The organism is Bacillus sp. LR--39, from assembly GCF_053613335.1.
Genome location: NZ_JBSIOT010000002.1, coordinates 719,804 through 736,992, shown reverse-complemented (window position 1 = coordinate 736,992; position 17,189 = coordinate 719,804). Strand labels below are relative to the sequence as shown.

At 44.8% G+C, this 17,189-nt stretch carries 18 protein-coding genes, 1 other RNA gene and 3 pseudogenes; 5 read left to right on the top strand and 17 right to left on the bottom strand.

Annotated features, from left to right (window positions below; genetic code table 11):
* The first annotated feature begins 39 nt into the window (after positions 1-39).
* Entirely contained in the window at positions 40-930 is an 891-nt protein-coding gene (locus ACWHAR_RS13460; RefSeq protein ID WP_032876463.1) for a LysR family transcriptional regulator, read from the top strand.
* 38 nt (positions 931-968) lie between these two features.
* Here the strand turns inward: ACWHAR_RS13460 and ACWHAR_RS13455 are convergent, their stop codons facing one another.
* From ACWHAR_RS13455 to ACWHAR_RS13430, 6 genes and pseudogenes are all read right to left on the bottom strand, one after another.
* On the bottom strand, positions 969-1,763 hold the full coding sequence (locus ACWHAR_RS13455) for an SDR family NAD(P)-dependent oxidoreductase (protein WP_032876460.1): 795 nt from the start codon (positions 1,761-1,763) through the stop codon (positions 969-971).
* A gap of 114 nt (positions 1,764-1,877) precedes the next feature.
* Positions 1,878-2,072, bottom strand: a pseudogene (locus ACWHAR_RS13450) (barstar family protein); the annotation flags it as partial.
* Positions 2,072-2,347, bottom strand: a pseudogene (locus tag ACWHAR_RS13445) (ArpU family phage packaging/lysis transcriptional regulator); the annotation flags it as partial. The pseudogenes ACWHAR_RS13445 and ACWHAR_RS13450, both read right to left, overlap by 1 nt.
* A gap of 203 nt (positions 2,348-2,550) precedes the next feature.
* Positions 2,551-3,183, bottom strand: coding sequence for a hypothetical protein (locus ACWHAR_RS13440; RefSeq protein ID WP_032876457.1), 633 nt, complete (start codon positions 3,181-3,183; stop codon positions 2,551-2,553).
* Positions 3,184-3,193: 10 nt separating this feature from the next.
* The gene (locus tag ACWHAR_RS13435) at positions 3,194-4,624 is read right to left on the bottom strand and encodes an AAA family ATPase (RefSeq protein ID WP_032876454.1); all 1,431 of its coding nucleotides are present in this window, start codon (positions 4,622-4,624) and stop codon (positions 3,194-3,196) included.
* Positions 4,625-4,979: 355 nt separating this feature from the next.
* Entirely contained in the window at positions 4,980-5,201 is a 222-nt protein-coding gene (locus ACWHAR_RS13430) for a hypothetical protein (RefSeq protein ID WP_032876451.1), read from the bottom strand.
* Between the two features lie 712 nt (positions 5,202-5,913).
* Here ACWHAR_RS13430 and ACWHAR_RS13425 point away from each other — a divergent pair.
* Positions 5,914-6,306, top strand: a pseudogene (locus ACWHAR_RS13425) (tyrosine-type recombinase/integrase); the annotation flags it as partial.
* Between the two features lie 82 nt (positions 6,307-6,388).
* Here ACWHAR_RS13425 and ssrA read toward each other — a convergent pair.
* The 6 genes from ssrA to ACWHAR_RS13395 all read right to left on the bottom strand — a co-directional run bounded on the left by ssrA (position 6,389) and on the right by ACWHAR_RS13395 (position 11,279).
* Positions 6,389-6,751, bottom strand: a transfer-messenger RNA (tmRNA) gene (gene ssrA, locus ACWHAR_RS13420).
* 167 nt (positions 6,752-6,918) lie between these two features.
* A complete protein-coding gene (smpB, locus tag ACWHAR_RS13415) occupies positions 6,919-7,389 on the bottom strand; it encodes an SsrA-binding protein (RefSeq protein ID WP_003151688.1) in 471 nt (156 codons plus the stop codon).
* Positions 7,390-7,528: 139 nt separating this feature from the next.
* Positions 7,529-9,862: a ribonuclease R gene (gene rnr / locus ACWHAR_RS13410; protein ID WP_021494134.1), complete on the bottom strand. Its 2,334-nt coding sequence runs from the start codon at positions 9,860-9,862 to the stop codon at positions 7,529-7,531.
* 18 nt (positions 9,863-9,880) lie between these two features.
* A complete protein-coding gene (locus tag ACWHAR_RS13405) occupies positions 9,881-10,621 on the bottom strand; it encodes an alpha/beta hydrolase (protein ID WP_007409986.1) in 741 nt (246 codons plus the stop codon).
* Positions 10,622-10,739: 118 nt separating this feature from the next.
* Positions 10,740-10,970, bottom strand: coding sequence for a preprotein translocase subunit SecG (gene secG, locus ACWHAR_RS13400; protein WP_003151681.1), 231 nt, complete (start codon positions 10,968-10,970; stop codon positions 10,740-10,742).
* Between the two features lie 123 nt (positions 10,971-11,093).
* Positions 11,094-11,279 (bottom strand): helix-turn-helix domain-containing protein, encoded by a 186-nt coding sequence (locus tag ACWHAR_RS13395; protein WP_087920807.1) that lies wholly within the window; start codon positions 11,277-11,279, stop codon positions 11,094-11,096.
* A gap of 195 nt (positions 11,280-11,474) precedes the next feature.
* Here ACWHAR_RS13395 and ACWHAR_RS13390 point away from each other — a divergent pair, with 195 nt between their 5' ends.
* The 3 genes from ACWHAR_RS13390 to ACWHAR_RS13380 all read left to right on the top strand — a co-directional run bounded on the left by ACWHAR_RS13390 (position 11,475) and on the right by ACWHAR_RS13380 (position 12,740).
* Positions 11,475-11,885 (top strand): helix-turn-helix domain-containing protein, encoded by a 411-nt coding sequence (locus ACWHAR_RS13390; protein ID WP_003151677.1) that lies wholly within the window; start codon positions 11,475-11,477, stop codon positions 11,883-11,885.
* A gap of 24 nt (positions 11,886-11,909) precedes the next feature.
* Positions 11,910-12,341, top strand: a complete 432-nt coding sequence (locus ACWHAR_RS13385; RefSeq protein WP_003151674.1) for a helix-turn-helix domain-containing protein — start codon at positions 11,910-11,912, stop codon at positions 12,339-12,341.
* A gap of 81 nt (positions 12,342-12,422) precedes the next feature.
* A complete protein-coding gene (locus ACWHAR_RS13380; protein ID WP_007613812.1) occupies positions 12,423-12,740 on the top strand; it encodes a winged helix-turn-helix transcriptional regulator in 318 nt (105 codons plus the stop codon).
* An 84-nt stretch (positions 12,741-12,824) separates the two neighbouring features.
* Here the strand turns inward: ACWHAR_RS13380 and ACWHAR_RS13375 are convergent, their stop codons facing one another.
* From ACWHAR_RS13375 to ACWHAR_RS13355, 5 genes are read right to left on the bottom strand one after another with little or no spacing between them, the layout of a single operon-like run.
* A complete protein-coding gene (locus ACWHAR_RS13375; protein ID WP_032876447.1) occupies positions 12,825-14,228 on the bottom strand; it encodes a sensor histidine kinase in 1,404 nt (467 codons plus the stop codon).
* Entirely contained in the window at positions 14,219-14,881 is a 663-nt protein-coding gene (locus ACWHAR_RS13370; RefSeq protein ID WP_032876444.1) for a response regulator transcription factor, read from the bottom strand. The genes ACWHAR_RS13375 and ACWHAR_RS13370 overlap by 10 nt, the downstream gene beginning before the upstream one ends.
* Before the next feature lie 21 nt (positions 14,882-14,902).
* Complete coding sequence (locus ACWHAR_RS13365) at positions 14,903-15,673, bottom strand: lantibiotic immunity ABC transporter MutG family permease subunit (RefSeq protein WP_032876441.1); 771 nt, start codon at positions 15,671-15,673, stop codon at positions 14,903-14,905.
* Complete coding sequence (locus tag ACWHAR_RS13360; protein ID WP_032876439.1) at positions 15,670-16,404, bottom strand: lantibiotic immunity ABC transporter MutE/EpiE family permease subunit; 735 nt, start codon at positions 16,402-16,404, stop codon at positions 15,670-15,672. Before ACWHAR_RS13360 ends, ACWHAR_RS13365 begins: the two co-directional genes overlap by 4 nt.
* Complete coding sequence (locus ACWHAR_RS13355; protein ID WP_032876437.1) at positions 16,401-17,114, bottom strand: lantibiotic protection ABC transporter ATP-binding protein; 714 nt, start codon at positions 17,112-17,114, stop codon at positions 16,401-16,403. Before ACWHAR_RS13355 ends, ACWHAR_RS13360 begins: the two co-directional genes overlap by 4 nt.
* Positions 17,115-17,189: the final 75 nt, after the last annotated feature.

The following is a 17,189-nucleotide window of genomic DNA, read 5'->3' as shown; positions in this document are numbered from 1 at the left end:
GATTCAAGAAAATTAATGAACAGCCGGGAGGGGATTTCGTTGGAATTACGCACCATTAAAACGTTTCATACGATCGTACAGTCAGGCAGCTTTTATAAGGCCGCCGAAATTCTGAACTACTCACAGCCGACGATTTCAATGCGGATTAAACAGCTGGAACAGGATGTAGGCGCGCAGCTGTTTGAACGGGGAAAGAAGCTGAAGCTGACAAGGGCGGGGCGGCTGTTTCATGAGCGGGCCGGGCAGCTTCTCGCGCAATACGAGGTGCTTGACCATACTCTGGCTGACATCAGACAGGGCCAGGCCGGCCTTATTCAGATTGGCATATCCGAACCGACGGCAAGTCTGATCTTCCCTGCCGTACTGCGGGGTTTCTTACATGATTATCCTGACATGTCGGTCAATATCAGCGTGGATGATGCCAATACATGCAGCCGCAAACTGCTGGAGGGCGCCATTGATTTTGCCGTATGCGGCGAGCCGGAGCTGATTCTGGAAAATTATTTCGATCCGTTTTTCCATGACTCGCTCAATGTCATCGTGTCAGACAGACATCCCCTTGCCGCCAAAGCAAGCGTTAATCTCGAGGATTTAGAAAATGAATGCCTGATTTTCACGCCCGCCAATTGCCCGATCCGGATTCAAATTGAACAGCACCTGCAGCGGGCCATCGGCAGCCGCTATCGAAAAATGGAGCTGACCAGCAGCATGGCTCACCAATACTATGTCAGGGAAAATATCGGCGTCTCAATCTTTACGGCGACGGCGCACTCAGAACCGATCGAGGGCACGAAGGTCATTCCGATCCATAACTTAACAATTTCTCCGCCGGTCGGGCTTTTGACAAACCAAAAAGAAGAGCATTTTGACTCCGCCACAAAAGATTTAATCAGCAGGATCATCAGCCGGTTTCAGCGTGATCCGCATTAAAAAAACCCCCGCTTTACGGGGGTTTTTGTACGTTCATCTTATATAATGCTCCGCACCAAGCCGCCGTCGATCCGCAATGCAGATCCGTTAATGGCAGACGACAGCGGGCTGCTTAAAAAGGCAACAAAGTGAGCGATTTCTTCCGGACGGATCAACCGCTGAATGATGGACGTCGGACGATTCTCCTTCATAAATCGTCTCTCCGCCTCCGCCGCACTCAGGTTTTCACCGGGGTAAAGCGACTCGAGCATTGTTTCGACGCCCTCTGTTTTCGTGGAGCCGGGCATGACTGTATTCACCGTCACATTCGTCCCTTCCGTGAGCTCGGCCAGACTGCGTGACAGCGACAGCTGCGTCGTTTTCGTAGCGCTGTAATGGGCCATTTCCTGAGAAGGCATGACGGCCGCTTCACTCGCGATAAAGATCACCCGCCCTTCCTTACGCTCAATCATCCGCTTTGCATACCGGCGTGTCAGCCGCACGCCGCTCATGATATTCACCTCGAAAAACCGGAGCCACTCTTCGTCAGGAATATCAAAGTATTCCGCAGGTTCAAAGATTCCTAAATTGTTGACGAGAATATCCACATCCGGATACTGCTGAAAAATCGCGCCGCATCCTTCCGCCGTGCCTAAATCAAATGCGGCCGGATAGAGACGGGCATCCGGCGTCTGTTTCTCTAGTTCCCGGATCGTTTCGTTCACCTTTTCTTCACGGCGGCCGTTAATGATCACGGCCGCACCTTCTGCAATCAGCGAAGCCGCAATCGCCTTCCCGATGCCTGACGTAGATCCCGTCACAAGCGCCGTCTTCCCTTTCAACTGCAAATCCATCATTCATTCCTCCCTATCGCAAGTTTCTTCTTATATATGGACAGAAATCGAAAGCCTGAAACCTTCCGTCCCTATTATCGGATAGAAAAATGGATGAGGGGAAGTACGCACTTTTTAGTGCCTGTCCGTTGTCCTGGCTGACGGCTGATCGATTTGAATGACAAATCGATTCCCTAACTCTTCCTGAGCCTCTTGAAACAGCTCCAAGACATCATCAGCATCCGAACCCAATGCCTTCTGACTGATCTCAAAATTCTTCCACACCAAAGTCAGCGGAAGTTCGATCCAGCCTGTCAGACAATCCCATAAAATATCTCTTCATTCTGCATATAGAGCATAACAAGAATTTGCCGCTCCTTTTGGGAAAGCCGGTTAACCGCTCTTTGCATTCTCTTTAAAAACTGTTCCCTTTTAACCTCCCAATCCATGCGTTTAATGCTGCATCTTCTATGGAGGAATGAAATTCATTCGAAAAGCTGGGAGGGACAAGGCTATATGTTGCGGTCACTTTTGGCAAGAAATCTTCCGGTACTTTTTGTTGCTTCTTCGTCAACCTAAGGAATATTTAATATTAATTGATTCATATATTTACCCTCTCATTTACTTTTTCTTAAAGCCCCGCCTTTTTTCCTTCTTAGCCTTGTCCTATCACATCAGTTGTCCTCAAAGCTGGTCTTCTGAGCTTTTTAAAAGTCTCTCCAATCGCTAAAAAAACAGACACCGACCCAAAGTACAGATCTCTCTGTACATCGATTAGTGTCCTCAGGCATCTTCATCTTGAAACTTTTTAAATTATAAAATTACTATAATGTACTATATACTTTTCTTCTTCTTTTGTAATGTCCAAAACTACCTTATCAATTTTCATAATTTTTTCATACTCACTTGTGCTATAAACTAAAGAATTATTTAACCAGTTATCAAAAACTGAATTCGAATTCAGTTTTTTTCCAGGTATAATTTTTCTAGCTGCCACTTTTTTATTAAACCTGTCTTGACTACTGTTTTCTCGGACAAAAACAACATGAAAGGAATAAGTAATTTTGGTAATATCAATATCTAATACAGATAAAAGGGATTTACAATGTACATACCCTGAGAAGAGTTGTTTAGTTAGCTTAGGCAAGTCATTGGATCCTGTATATTTTAATTCGAATATATAACAATGATAGGTGCCATCTCCATTATCTTTAAAAAATATACCATCAGGGAATTGATCAATATGGAAAAAATCCAACCTGCTTGATTCTGGATTTTTCGTTTTTTGATAACAGAAAGCTTTAAAAAGGACTGAATTTGATTCGTTGTTAATTTTCAATACCATTTTTGCATTTTTATCTTTAACAAATTCAGAAATGTCAATACTATTGTCAATTGTTATTATATCATTTTCTCTTATTAAAGACATTGTTGGAATCATAAATCTACCCTCAATTTTCTGCCTGTTCGTTGTTATCTTGAATAGACAGTGTTTCATCATACAAGTTATTTAATTCTTCTGTAAACAGGTCAATTTCATACCCTAACTCAGTTAGTGTTTTTTCTTCAAGAATTGATTCATCACCATAGAACTTCAATTCATAAACTTTAGTCTCAAGCGATTTATCCTTTAAGATGAAATTGTTCAAGTGATTGAAGAATACATCACTATGTGTTGTGATGGTTATCTTAATCCCCCTATCAATTAAAAATTTAAAGTAACCCAATAATTCCCTTATACTTTTTAAAGATAGATGGGCTTCGGGTTCCTCAATAATCACGTTACTGTAATGTATAAAAGGTGTATTTATTATAAGATATGGAATCAACCTGTTTTGTTTTGTAGAAAAAAGTTCCCTCTTGATGGTGCTCCCATCTTTTTTAACTATACTCTTTATATCTCCTTCCTCATCAAAGACAATCTGACCACCGAATATTTTTTGTAATTCTGGCTCTAATTCAAAATCCATTTTTTTAAGACGGTTTAACCTATCCTTATGGTTTAAGTACGCCATATTAAATAAAAATTCACTAAATCTTATTTTTGAGTTATTCCGGTTAAAAGAATAACGACTATCGTAACTTTCTTTCAAAGTCTTTGTTAATGCATCATCCATAAATAAATTTCTCTCAGAAGGAAGATAAAGTGTATTGCCGCTATGTGTTATTTCTTTAAAAAAACCAAAAATAAAATTATTTTTCATTGCAATTTTTATTTGATTTATCGGGTCATACAATTTCTCTTTTTCTTTGATAATCTCAGGATCCATAGAGCTTTTCATTATATAGTCTTCTTTGGGGATCAAATTGATAATAACTGAATTTAATACTTCATAATCTTCAGCATCCTCAGAGGACATCTCTAGTATTAATAAATGTTTGTCCAGTAAAGTAAGGGTACACTTAATGTGATTAACTGAAAAAACGGTTGGAGGAGTCTCAAACCATGTAAAATCCAACTCTGACTCATCAACCATAAGAATTTCCCTGTTCAATTCATTAATTGTTTGCTGTTTAAGTTCCTCAAACTGTTCCTTAATAAATTTATTTATATTTTCTAGCACATGATTTTTAAGCTTGTTCTCTAAAATAAAATTAGAAGATGGGGGGTTTTTACTTCCTACTTTGACAGTTTCGATGCTTTCAGAAATAAATTTTCTAATGTTGGACCAATCTGTCTCAAACTCAAAATCGCCTGAAAATTTCCTATTAATGTCACGAATAATTTTTTCTGCATTCTTTTTATAATAATTAACAATAAAGGTCTTCGCCTCTAAGAGTAACGTCTTTCCAGAGCCGTTGTCACCAACAATTACTGTTAAGTCTTTTTCATCAATTGATGCACGTTTAACTTGACCCAAATTTTTTATTTCTATTTTCATATTAACCCCGCTCTCATTTCTCGTTAAAAACATTATATACTAATTCGTAAAACACAAAACATTTTTGAATCAATAAAATTTGATTTTCGTTCATCAAATTTCGAGGCTAATGTTCAAATTTTTTATTTTTTAATCTTCTTTGTTGGTCGGTCAGACATATTGTTATTCGCATAATTCTCCTATTCAGCAGGAAACTAACCGTTTTAACGCACGCTGTACAACTCCGAAAGGCTGTCTTTTCACCAATGAAAGTAACAATCAATCTTCAGAAATTGTCATTGCCGTATTTAGCTGCTGAATATCTTTCCCGGTTGCCGGAATTGTAATCGTTATATCCTACTGAAGCTTGTTTCCGTCAAATGATTTCCTTTATTTCAAAAGCTTCATCCGCAACTAGGTTTAACGCCTGATCCATGCCGAGTGGAATGCTGTCAGACCTCAGCCAGTTATAACCAGCCCCTGAAAAATCCTTACGAAACACAACGCCAGATATGATAATTCGGTCTAAAAAATCTCTGCCATAAGAGCCGATAAGCAAAAGCCATTCAATTAAATGCTTTCGTTTTTCCTGTCCCAACGTCTGCCACTCCCTTCATCATCAACATTTGCGAAGCCGCGTTCCGTACCTCCGGGGTACAGTCTTCATATTGCACGATGACCATAAGTTTCGGGACCGTTTCTTTTTCAAAACGGAAGCTTTTGCTTGTTGCGTGCATCTTCTGTCGCTTCCCTTCCGAGCAAGCCGGATTCCCGCGGCTCTATGAGATCTCTTTTTGCTTGGTTGATGATAAGGAATAACGTTTCGTCTTCATTCCGTTTTGCTCTTTTGCTATGTTGAGATAAGACTCATTTGCCGCCCATAGCTCCCGGAAACGCCTGATTTCGCTGTCATAAAACATGAAGTTTAGTTCCTGAAAAGGGATATACACCGGGCTTTCTTCAAATAAATAGCGTAGCCGAATCATTTTCTCTTTCATCTTTCATCGTTTTCTCAGATATTCTTATCCTGTTATTGGCGCATAAGCCGTTCTTGCGGGCGGGCAGGACGTTTTTTCTTGCAAAATCCATGACCAACAAAATGATTTCATCCGAATCCCTGTTTAATAATTCCGACATATCAAGAATTGATTTCCCATCATGCCAGTATTGAACGACCTTTTCAGCTGGACCATTGACCATTCATAATTCATATTTTCTAAAGCCAGTTCAAACCTTTCGGCATTGACTGCCTGATTCATGCCCAGCACCTCCGACCGTTCCTGTATTCCGATAACGACAATAAGCCGATTAACCGAGAAGTTACCAAACCCAAAACAAAGTCATCTATCCGGAGGATTATGATACCTCAAAAGGTCATGGACTTATTGAAGAGCATAAAAAAAAGCGCTGAAAAGTTAGCGCCGGTTAAACCTGATTATAAGGTTTTTGGTTCGTTTTATGACAGTATCGCAACAAGTACAATAGATAGACGATACGAGAAATATTTAAAGCTGTCTGGTGTCAAAAGAATCCTCATTCATGAATTTAGACACTCTCATGCATCATATTTGATTCATAATAGATGCAATCCTCTTGTCATTGCTCAGAGACTAGGGCATAAAAATGTGGCAGAAACATTAAACACATATAGCCACCTTTACCCCTCTGCACAAAGGGAAATGGTTGAGCTTATGAACAAAGAATTTTTTTAAAATGTTGCCAAAATGTTGCCACGCTGTTACCGAAGGCGTTGAAACCCTTGATAACAGCGTGGTTTGGCGTTATGTATGGAGACGGTGGGAGTCGAACCCACGTCCAGAAACATCGATTACTTAAGCGTCTACGAGCGTAGCCTGCATATTTTGTGTTTCACTCGTCTTCGTGCCTGCGGGCGGGCCTTCCGAGAGCTAGTCTGTCAGTCTCTTCTTACGTTCTCAGACGGGAACGCAAGCGTAGCCTACTTGGATGTGCTCTTCACGGACACATAGGCAATGTCAGGAAGAGCTCGCTGCGTTTATTAGGCAGCTAGTGCTAAGTTTTGGTTAAAACTTTTAGTTTTGCCAGTTATATTTAGGTGCGTGTTAACGAGATCGCCTCTCGGCTCGCAGCTCAAGCTCGATCCATCCCTGTCGAATCCGTAACGTCCCCTTGTTAAGGGTATACGGGAGATCTATCAAGCTCTTGCTCAACTGGCTGTACTGTTATTATATCATGATCACAGACAAATTCAATTGGGAATGTCTTCAATAAACAGCCTGTGAATCTGATGTGTGAACAGTATAGCATAGGGCAGTCATCACATCAAGGCTCATGCATCAGAAGCCTTTTTGTCTGTCTCTGAACGCTCTTTCGATTTCTCTTTTGGCGTCTTTTCGTTTTAAATCTTCGCGTTTATCGTATGTTTTCTTCCCTTTTCCGAGGCCGATTAACACTTTGGCAAAGCCGTTTTTCAAATACAGCTTCAGCGGCACGAGGGAATAGCCTTTCTCTTTCGTCAGGCCGATCAGCTTATTGATTTCTTTCCGGTGCATCAAAAGCTTTCTCGTCCGGAGCGGGTCGTGGTTATAGCGGTTTCCCTGCTCGTACGGGCTGATGTGCATGTTGTGGAGGAACACTTCGCCGCGCTCGATTTTCGCAAAGGAATCCTTCATGTTTACGCGGCCGGCGCGGATGGACTTAATCTCCGTTCCCTGCAGCACGATGCCTGTTTCATAGGTTTCTTCTATAAAGTAATCATGGTTTGCTTTTTTGTTTTGCGATAATACTTTGCCTGATCCTTTTGGCATGCCTTATCCTCCTCTCTCCGCAAAAACCGTTCATGTGTGCGATACGCTTTATTTTAGCAAAAGGAGCGTTCCGCGACAATGAAAATGCGGCTTGCGAAAGAAAGCAAACAGAGCATTTTGCCCCATTTGCTTTTCGCATTTACTTCTTCTTTTTGCGTTTTTGTTTCGGCGCGTTTTGGAAACCGCGTTTTTTCTTTTTCTTCTTCGGTTTTGTAAACCATTCCCCTTTTTCCTCCGATTTCGGCGGTGAAGCCGGGGTATTGCTGTTTAACACGCGTTTCCGCGCCGGTCTGCCTCGTTTTCTGCGGTCGCCTGTTGTTTCTCTCGGACGGCGGGTGCCTTTCATGCCGACAATTTCAAAGTCGATGTTTCTCTCATCTTTATTGACGTCGACGACTTTGACCGTGATTTCGTCTCCGATGCGGTAAACGTTGCCCGTGCGTTCACCGATCATGGCGAAATGCTGCTCGTCAAAACGGTAATAATCATCCGTCATAAAGCTGACGTGCACAAGCCCTTCAATCGTATTCGGCAGCTCGACAAACATTCCGAAATTCGTGACGGAACTGATCATGCCGTCAAATTCCTCGCCGATTTTATCAAGCATATATTCCGCTTTTTTCAGATCGTCCGTTTCCCGCTCGGCATCAACGGCGCGACGTTCCATCGTTGACGTATGATCAGCGATTTCCGGAAGGCGTTCGGCCCACTTTTCTTGAGTCGCTTCGTCCGATTGTCCGTTGATCAAATACGTTCTGATCAGCCTGTGAACGATTAAGTCAGGATAGCGGCGGATCGGCGATGTGAAGTGCGTATAAAATTCAGTCGCCAGCCCGAAATGGCCCAGGCTTTGCGGGTCGTATTTCGCCTGCTTCATGGAACGGAGCATGACGGTTGAAATCACCGTTTCTTCCGGACGGTCCCGCACTTCGTCAAGAATGCTTTGCAGCGCGCGCGGATGAATGTCTCCGGCTTTCCCTTTGACGATATAACCGAATGTCGTGACGAACTCCAGAAACTTTTGCAGTTTTTCGGCGTTCGGCTCTTCGTGAATCCGGTAAATAAACGGCACGTTCATCCAATGGAAGTGCTCGGCCACCGTTTCGTTTGCGACAAGCATGAATTCTTCGATCAGCTTTTCCGCTACTGAGCGCTCTCTGATGACGACGTCTTTAACGGCGCCTTCCTCATCGACGAGCACCTTCGCTTCTTTGAAATCAAAATCCACGGCGCCGCGGTCCATCCGTTTCGCCCGGAGAATTTCCGCCAGACGTTCCATGTCTTTAAACATCGGGACGAGCGGCTCGTATCTTTCTTTCAGCTCGGCGTCGTCTTCTGTGAGAATCCGGTTGACATCTGAATAGGTCATTCTTTCCGTCGTTTTGATGACGCTTTGGAAGATCTCGTGCTCTGTCACCTGTCCCTGCTGGTTGATTGTCATTTCGCAGGAAAGCGTCAGCCGGTCGACCTTCGGATTTAAAGAACAGATTCCGTTAGACAGTCTGTGCGGAATCATCGGAATGACCCGGTCAACCAAGTACACGCTTGTCCCTCTTTCCAGCGCTTCTTTGTCAATCGGGGAATTCTCCGTGACGTAATGGCTGACGTCGGCAATATGAACGCCGAGCTTGTAGCTGCCGTTATCAAGTTTTGTTACAGTGACGGCGTCATCCAGATCCTTCGCATCGGCGCCGTCAATGGTGACAATGACCTGATCGCGGAGATCACGGCGGTCTTTGATGTCTTTTTCATCGATGGTATCGGGCGTGCTTGTTGCCTGCTCCATCACTTCAGCCGGAAAATCTCCCGGCAGGCCGTGCTTATGGATGATGGATAAAATATCGATGCCCGGATCATTTTTATGGCCGAGTATTTCAACGATTTCTCCTTCGGCGTTCATTCTGCCTTCAGGGTAGCTTGTCAGTTTGACGACGACTTTATGGCCTTCCGCAGCGCCGTTATTGGCATGTTTCGGAATAAAAATATCACTCGTGATTTTCTTATCATCCGGGATGACAAAGCCGAAGCTTTTCGTTTCTGTGTATGTGCCCACGACGCGGTCGATGCTTCTTTCCAGGATGCGGATGACCGTGCCTTCCTGTCTCGATCCGCTTGACTGGGAATTGAGCCGCACCATGACGATATCGCCGTTCATGGCCGTATTCAGCTCATTCGGCGGAATAAACACATCGCTTAAAGAGGTATCCTCCGGCAATAGAAACGCGAATCCCTTTGCATGCGCGGAAATTTTTCCTTTTACTAAATTCATTTTTTCCGGAAGCCCGTAGCGGTTGCTTCTGGTGCGGACGATCTGTCCCGTCTCCTCGAGCGCCACCAGCGCTTTTACCAGCTCTTTAAATTCATCTGCTTCCGTGATGTTCAGCATCTCCTCGAGTTCCTGAACGGTAAGGGGCTTGTACGCCTCTTCCTTCATAAACGCGAGAAGACGGTCCATAAACGCTTCTTTTTCCATTATTCGACCTCCTGTTTGTTACCAATCGAGTTTCTCTAAAAATTCGTACACATCCTGATGAACGAGGTCCCGTTCTTTATCGAGCGTAATGACATGGCCTGATTCTTCATACCATTTCAGCTGTTTGTCGTCCGTTTCCACCTCGTTGTAAATGATGTTCGCACTTTCTGTATTGATCATATGGTCATGCCGTGCCTGAACCACAAATGTCGGGGAATAGATCATGTCGACGTTCTTGCGCACATCGGCAATCAGCTCCTGAAGCGATTTGAGCGTATTCATCGGTGTTTTTTCAAACTCCTTCATTTCCTTTTCAATCTGCTCCGGCTGTTTTCCTTCGAATTTTTTATAATTGCGCGCGTAGGAGAGAACTCCTTCGTACATAACCTCTTCACTTTTAATGTGCATCGGCGCACACATAGGAACAATTCCCTTTATGGGTACAGTGTAACCCAATTTCAATGAAAAAACCCCGCCAAGCGACAGTCCGCAGGCCGCAATGTTTTCATAGCCTTCAGACCGTAAATATTCATAACCGTCCATGACGTCTTTCCACCAATCTTCCGGCCCCGTATGTACCAGCTCTTCCGGCGGAACGCCGTGCCCTTTATATTGAGGCGCGTGACAAGTGTAGCCGCGCTCATTCAAGTAGCGGCCGAGCATTCTGACGTCTGCCGTATTTCCCGTAAATCCGTGCAGCAGAAGCACCGCTTTGTCTCCGCCTTTAAATGTAAATGGTTTTGGTGTCACAATTTTCATGCTCATAACCCCTTTTTTGCACATTCAATTTAGTTTTCCACAGTTTTGCGAGAAACAAACGCCGTCTCTCAACAAGAAAAAGGCCTGATATTAAATCAGACCTTATACAAACATTGCCTTATACGATATACGCCAGCGAAATCGTCAACACGAAAAACAAGACTGCCAGCACAACGGTTGTGCGGTGAAGAATCAGATCAAGGCCCCTTGCTTTCTGTTTTCCGAAAAGCTGCTCCGCCCCGCCTGAAATTGCACCCGATAATCCGGCGCTTTTGCTGGTTTGAAGCAATACGACAATAATAAGTGCAATACTGACGATAACCAATAAGGTAATCAATAATGTGTGCATCCCATACACCTCCAGACTGACTGGCCTACATTGCTTCTATTTTACATGAAAAACAAAGGCATGTCACGCCGTATCGGTGCACATCATGTCAGAAAAACGGAAATGCGTTTGAATCTTCCATCATCATTGACTTTTGTCAACAAAGTCGTAGTAAAAAAGATCTTCAAATTTCATGTCAAAGTAATAGAGCATTTTTCCGATGACCAGCTGGCCCGGCCTCCGCTCTCCATTCAGTACACGGCTCAGTGTGGCGGGAGATATTCCGATCTCCAGGGCGAGCTGGTTTAACGAGTAGTCATTATTGACCATATACTGCAGCACATAATCTCTTCTGATCTGTATCTTTTCGACCACTTTCTTCACCTTCCGTTCTGTCAAATACTTTCTTTCTTATACATAAGATACGGCTTTTGTTAACTTTTGTCAATACTTTTCCAGCCTGGCTATTCCCTTTAGTCAATAAACATACTAGAATATAAATAGACCGCGGGAGGGGGAGAGACTGTGGAAAGCTTCGGGAAACAATTGCGGACATTGCGGGAAAAAAGGCATCTGACAGTGAACCAGCTGGCAACGTATTCAGGCGTCAGCGCCGCGGGAATCTCGCGGATTGAAAACGGCAAACGCGGGGTGCCGAAACCTGCAACCATTAAAAAGCTCGCAGATGCGTTAAAAATCCCGTATGAGGAACTGATGCAGACGGCGGGATACATAGAGACCGTCCAGGAAACGAGAGCCCCGTACGACACAGGCTGCACCTTGCTGGAAAAAGCCGAAACGTATGAGCTGCATGATTTATCCCTTTTGGAGCGGGAGAACTGGCGGCACCTGTCGAAAGAAGACTTGGTTCTGCTTGATAAATACTTTGCGTTCTTATCGGCGGAAGCCAAAAAAAGAACAAACGAAGACTCATGACTTTGCACATGTGAGGCGATCTTATTGAACACATTCGGAAAGCAATTAAGAGAGCTGCGCCGCGCCCGGAAGCTTACCGTCAATCAGCTTGCCGTTTATTCCGGCGTCAGCTCGGCGACGATTTCCAGAATTGAAAACGGGCACCGCGGCATTCCTAAACCCGCGACCATCAGAAAATTGGCGGACACATTAAAAATTCCGTACGAGGAGTTAATGGCGCGGGCCGGACACATCAAGGCATTTCAGGAGGAAATCCGCGAAACCTCCGAAAGCTATCAATCCATCTGCGCCATCTATCAGACCGCCGTTGACAGAGGCGCGGAGCATCTGCCGCTGTTTGACAGCAAAAAGTGGCAGCACTTCACAAAAGAAGATATTGAAAGCGTCAGCAAATACTTTGATTTTATTGCGGCTGAAGCGAAAAAGCGCTCCCCGGATTCCTCATCCTCTTTTTGATCCTCTCCTCAACTTAACAAGCGCCAGACGTACGTTCCCTCCGATTTTGCGGTATAATAGCAGAAGACGAGGTGAAAAAGCATGAACCAATCAGAAATGTGCCCCAGATTCGAAAAAGCGGTCGACATCCTAAGTAAACGCTGGGTGGCTCTAATCGTCTTTCAGTTATTGAACGGACAGCAGCGATTTAGCGAAATTGAAGCGGCGCTTCCGAATTTAAGCGGAAGAGTCTTGTCAGAACGTCTGAAAGAACTTGAAACAGAAGGTGTCATCAAACGGGATGTTATCCCCGAAACGCCTGTCCGCATTGAGTATTCATTAACGGAAAAAGGCTGCGCATTAGCCCCTATTTTAGAGGAAATTTCCAAGTGGTCTTCACAATGGATTGATCCTTCCTAATAAACTCTTTTCCGCATAAGCGGCTGATCTCTCAAACGGACAGCCGTTTTTATTTTTGCTTTTCTTAAACAGAAAAACAAGCCCTCAGGCGTGCAGGGCTTGTTTTTGTCTGACGCCTTCCAGCGGAATTCGAATCTCCGCCCGGGCTCCTCCAGACTCCTGATTTTCAAGTATTAATTCTCCGTGGTGAAGATGTACGACATGATGGGCGAATGTAAGCCCCATGCCGTGATGCCCCGCCGAATGTCTGCTTTTATCCTCCGTGTAAAAAAGCTGTGTCGCTCTTTTCAGCGCTTCCTGTGAGAACCCGCTTCCGCTGTCGGATACAGCAAGATGGAGGGCGGAATCGGTGCACAGGACGTCCACACGGATTTCCCCTCCTTCCGGCGTATAGTCGACGGCATTTGCCGCGATATTCATGACCGCCCTGTGGAGCAGCTCATGATCGATCGGCGCTTCTTTTCGGTCAATTCCCCGTTCGCTGAGGGCGAGATCAATCTGTTTCGGCCCCGCAAGCGCCGCCGCGTCACGATATATATTTTGAATCCACTCTTTGAGGTCGGTATATTCGACATGAACGGCAACTGATTCCTCCGCTTTAGAAAGCTGGATCAGCTGTCCGACATAATGCTCGATTTTGTTTCCGGCATCCAGAATATACTGCGCATATTCCGCCTGCTCCTCATCAGGCTCTGTTAACTGAAGCAGCTCGGCATTTCCCTTAATAATCGTTGCCGGAATTTTAATATCATGCGCAAGCGCGCCGATTTGTTCTTTCTTGATCCGCTCCGCCTCCCATTGCGCCGCCAGAGATGCCTGAAGCGCGTCTTTCATTTTCAGCAGAGAGTCAATGACATCGTCAAATTCTTTTATACGCGACCTTTTTGGATTGATATTTAAATTCTGTTTTTGAATGCTTGCCGTAATGGAGCTGAGTGTGCTGAAATGCCGTCTCAGCTGATTGGCGAAACGCGTCGTCACGATAAAAACGGTCAAAAGAAGCAAAGTGATCAGAATCGTAAGCCCCGTCCATTCATAATTCGGCAGATAACGCCTTAACAGCGGCGACTGAAATTCCGACCTGAGTGAATATTGGAGAACGCCATATTCATCTTTCCGATTTATCACCATGAATCCTTTTTGGGCATAATTAAAATACGGCTGATGCTGAATTTTTTTTCTGGCGTTGGCCGCATCTTGTTCCGTCATCGTTCCTTTTGTCATCCGCTTTGTTTTTTTATCAAAAACGGCGTATGTCATACCTGCGGGGATCATGTCTTCTGTTATCTTTTCCGCTGATTTCAGGCGGGGTTTGATCTGTTCCGCCTCATGCTCGCTGTAATTTGCGGGCAGGATCGCTCCGGCATTCATGGCAATGGCATTTAAGGTGACACATAATGCCGCCACCCCCATCGTGCTCAGACACAGCGTGATGGTAAATTTGACAAGCTCTTTGCGGATGCTTGATTTTCCTTTTGCTATTCCCATTTGTATCCGACACCCCACACCGTTTTGATCGGATCAGCCCCGTGTTCTTTACATTTTTTCCGGATGGTTCTGATAAACTCCGTAATGGTTGAATAGAGCGCATCGCCGTCCAAGCCGTACACTTCCTCGTAAATCTGCTCCCGTGAGAATGTTCTGTTTTTATGCTGTGCCAGACATTCAACGATTTTATATTCGTTTTTCGTAAGAGGCAGTTTCCGGTCATCAATCCATACTTCTTTATTGTCAAAATCAAACATGAAGCCTGATATCAGCCGTTTCGTCTGATGCTTTTCCCGCCGTTCCCTTCTGACATGCGCGTTTACCCTTGCCATCAATTCCTGTACACCGAACGGCTTTGTGATGTAATCATCAGCGCCTGTCATGAGGCCTTTCACAATGGATTCTTCGTCAGACTTTGCCGTTAAAAACAGGATCGGGCTGTCCACCAGCGGCCGAATCCGCCGGCAGAGTTCAATCCCGTCTGTTCCGGGCATCATGACATCGAGAAGAATCAAATCATAGCCTTGAAAAAAATCCAATGACTGATCCTCCGCTTTTTCCAGAATCGTTACTGAATGCTGATCACGCTGTAAAATGTTTCTGATCAGAACGAGAATATCTTTTTCATCATCAATTGCTAAAATGTTTGCCACCGGCCGAATCGCTCCTTGCCTTTATTCATATGAACGCCGCCCTTCCCATCTTCTGCACCAATAGAGGCCGGCCAGACATAATATCACTATAGAAAAATATAACATTATTTCTCCGTATCTCATATCGTATCTTACATAAGGGAGGAACTCTTTTTTGACTTTGTCAAAATGCAGCAGTCCTGCAAGGCCTGAAAGCCGCACGCTCCATGCCCACGGAACAAAACGCCATATGATATCGCCAAGTCCCGTATTCATGAGCGCCGCCATTAATAATCCCGCACCTCCTAAAAGCCCGGACGGTCCCATGCCGTACTTTATGCCGACAAAAAAAGACATCATATAAAGCGGAAGACTGCCGGCAATCAGCCACGCCCCTCCTTTTAAAAAGAGAAGATACGGGAGGTCATTGATGTGAAGAACAAATTTCATCCCCGCCAAATAAAGACAGATGGCGAGACCTATCGATAACACATTCAAGAGCAGCAATAGAAGCAGCTTGCCCGCAAAACTGACGATTTTAGAATACGGAACCGCCAGCATCATCTGAAAATGGCCCGCCTGTTCCTCAACGGAGGCAGACATGCCGCAGACAATACTGATGATTAAAGGGTATAAAACGGCAATCACGCTGAAAAACACACTGTACAGCATATAAGGCTCCTGAACCCTTCCATACATATACAAAAGGAAAAATCCCGCGCATAAAACCGGCGCCGCAGCATGCATCCATATGAGCGGCGTGCGCTTCATTTTTAATACATCGGCCCACATATATCTTAAAAGCACGGTCATGACCGGTTTCCCCCTTTTGCAAAAGACACGGCGGAAACAAAACTTATTGCGATAAAAGAAAGGATAGAAAGAATAATAGCCGGAAAGATCACGTTTCCGTTTAATAAGCCGCTGTCTGCGGGAAGCGGAATTCCGTTCGGATGGATCCCGAGAATCGGTGACATCACCCGGACTGACCAGCTCCATGGGCTCAGCCACCACAATGAACCGGACGCCGGCACAATACCCAAAACAAAAGCGGCGATCATATTCACGAGAATGACTGCCGTAAACCCGAACTGTCTGGCAATCCATAAGCAGAACGGAATTTCCCAAAGCGTAGACAGCCACAAAAGGGAGCTTGCTTCAATACCTTTCAGCTGAACCGCAGCAATTGCCGGAAACACAAGGCCAAGCAAAAACACGATGACTAAAAAGACGATTTGCGACAGGAGTGAATACAGCGCGATCAAGCTTATTTTTGAGAACCAAATGCTCTTCAAGTCAGCCGGCAGTGAGTACACCGCACGGTCATTCGCTGACTTTTTCTCTTTTTTAACAGATAAACCGCACATTAGAGCAACCATGAGCGGCATGAAAATAACCGCCCACCAATTGAACGTGCCCGTCATAAAATAAGCCGTATTCAGCAGAAAAGAAAAAGCCGTGTTTAGAAGCGGAATCAGAATGATCAGCTTTCTGATAAATGTTCTTTTAGATGTAAGGTGTTCCGCCTGCATGTACTGAATCATTTCCCAGTCCCCGCTTTCTCCCGTGTTGATTTGACAACCTCCAGAAACAGCCGCTCCAGATCGTCTTCCCGGCTGATTTCTCCCTGATATCCTAAAACGCCGTCACTGATGATTCCGATATGGTCTGCGATCTGCTCGACTTCTGATAACAGGTGGCTTGATAAAATAACCGTCATTCCCTGTCCGGGCAGGGAGCGGATAAATTCCCGCAAATCCTGAATTCCCATCGGGTCCAATCCGTTTGTCGGCTCATCAAGAATTAAGAGCGACGGACGGTTTAATAATGCTAACGCAATGCCGAGACGCTGTTTCATTCCCATGGAAAATTGTCCGGCGCGCTTTTTTCCGGTTCCCGTTAATCCCGTGATTTCCAGCACTTCCGCAATTCTTGAGGCAGGCAGTCCGAGCATAACGCAGCGGACTTTCAGATTTTCAGCGGCTGTCAGGTTGCTGTAAAGCGGCGGCGCTTCAATCAGGGAACCGATGCTTTTCAAATCTTCGCGCTTCCATGTATGTCCGTCGAACAGAACCTCGCCGGATGTTTGCTGCAGCATGCCGGTCAATATTTTAAGTGTCGTTGATTTTCCCGCGCCATTCGGACCGAGCAGGCCGTATATACTGTTGCGCTTTACTGATAGAGACACATCAGCCACTGCCTGTTGTCTGCCGAATGATTTTTGCAGCTGTCTCGTTTCTAAGATGTTGCTCATTTGATTACCCCTTTGCTTTGTTATTTGATATGTAAGACTTTACAGCGCAGTTATCAAAATTTAATCAAGAAATCA

Bases quoted from the DNA above. Each gene is read 5' to 3' on its own strand.
- ACWHAR_RS13455 (WP_032876460.1), bottom strand. From the start codon at position 1,763: ATGGATTTGCAGTTGAAAGGGAAGACGGCGCTTGTGACGGGATCTACG.
- ACWHAR_RS13435 (WP_032876454.1), bottom strand. From the start codon at position 4,624: ATGAAAATAGAAATAAAAAATTTGGGTCAAGTTAAACGTGCATCAATT.
- ACWHAR_RS13405 (WP_007409986.1), bottom strand. From the start codon at position 10,621: ATGAAAATTGTGACACCAAAACCATTTACATTTAAAGGCGGAGACAAA.
- ACWHAR_RS13440 (WP_032876457.1), bottom strand. From the start codon at position 3,183: ATGATTCCAACAATGTCTTTAATAAGAGAAAATGATATAATAACAATT.
- smpB (WP_003151688.1), bottom strand. From the start codon at position 7,389: ATGCCAAAAGGATCAGGCAAAGTATTATCGCAAAACAAAAAAGCAAAC.
- ACWHAR_RS13395 (WP_087920807.1), bottom strand. From the start codon at position 11,279: ATGGTCAATAATGACTACTCGTTAAACCAGCTCGCCCTGGAGATCGGA.
- secG (WP_003151681.1), bottom strand. From the start codon at position 10,970: ATGCACACATTATTGATTACCTTATTGGTTATCGTCAGTATTGCACTT.
- ACWHAR_RS13365 (WP_032876441.1), bottom strand. From the start codon at position 15,673: ATGACCGTGCTTTTAAGATATATGTGGGCCGATGTATTAAAAATGAAG.
- ACWHAR_RS13375 (WP_032876447.1), bottom strand. From the start codon at position 14,228: ATGGGAATAGCAAAAGGAAAATCAAGCATCCGCAAAGAGCTTGTCAAA.
- ACWHAR_RS13380 (WP_007613812.1), top strand. From the start codon at position 12,423: ATGAACCAATCAGAAATGTGCCCCAGATTCGAAAAAGCGGTCGACATC.
- ACWHAR_RS13355 (WP_032876437.1), bottom strand. From the start codon at position 17,114: ATGAGCAACATCTTAGAAACGAGACAGCTGCAAAAATCATTCGGCAGA.
- ACWHAR_RS13360 (WP_032876439.1), bottom strand. From the start codon at position 16,404: ATGATTCAGTACATGCAGGCGGAACACCTTACATCTAAAAGAACATTT.
- rnr (WP_021494134.1), bottom strand. From the start codon at position 9,862: ATGGAAAAAGAAGCGTTTATGGACCGTCTTCTCGCGTTTATGAAGGAA.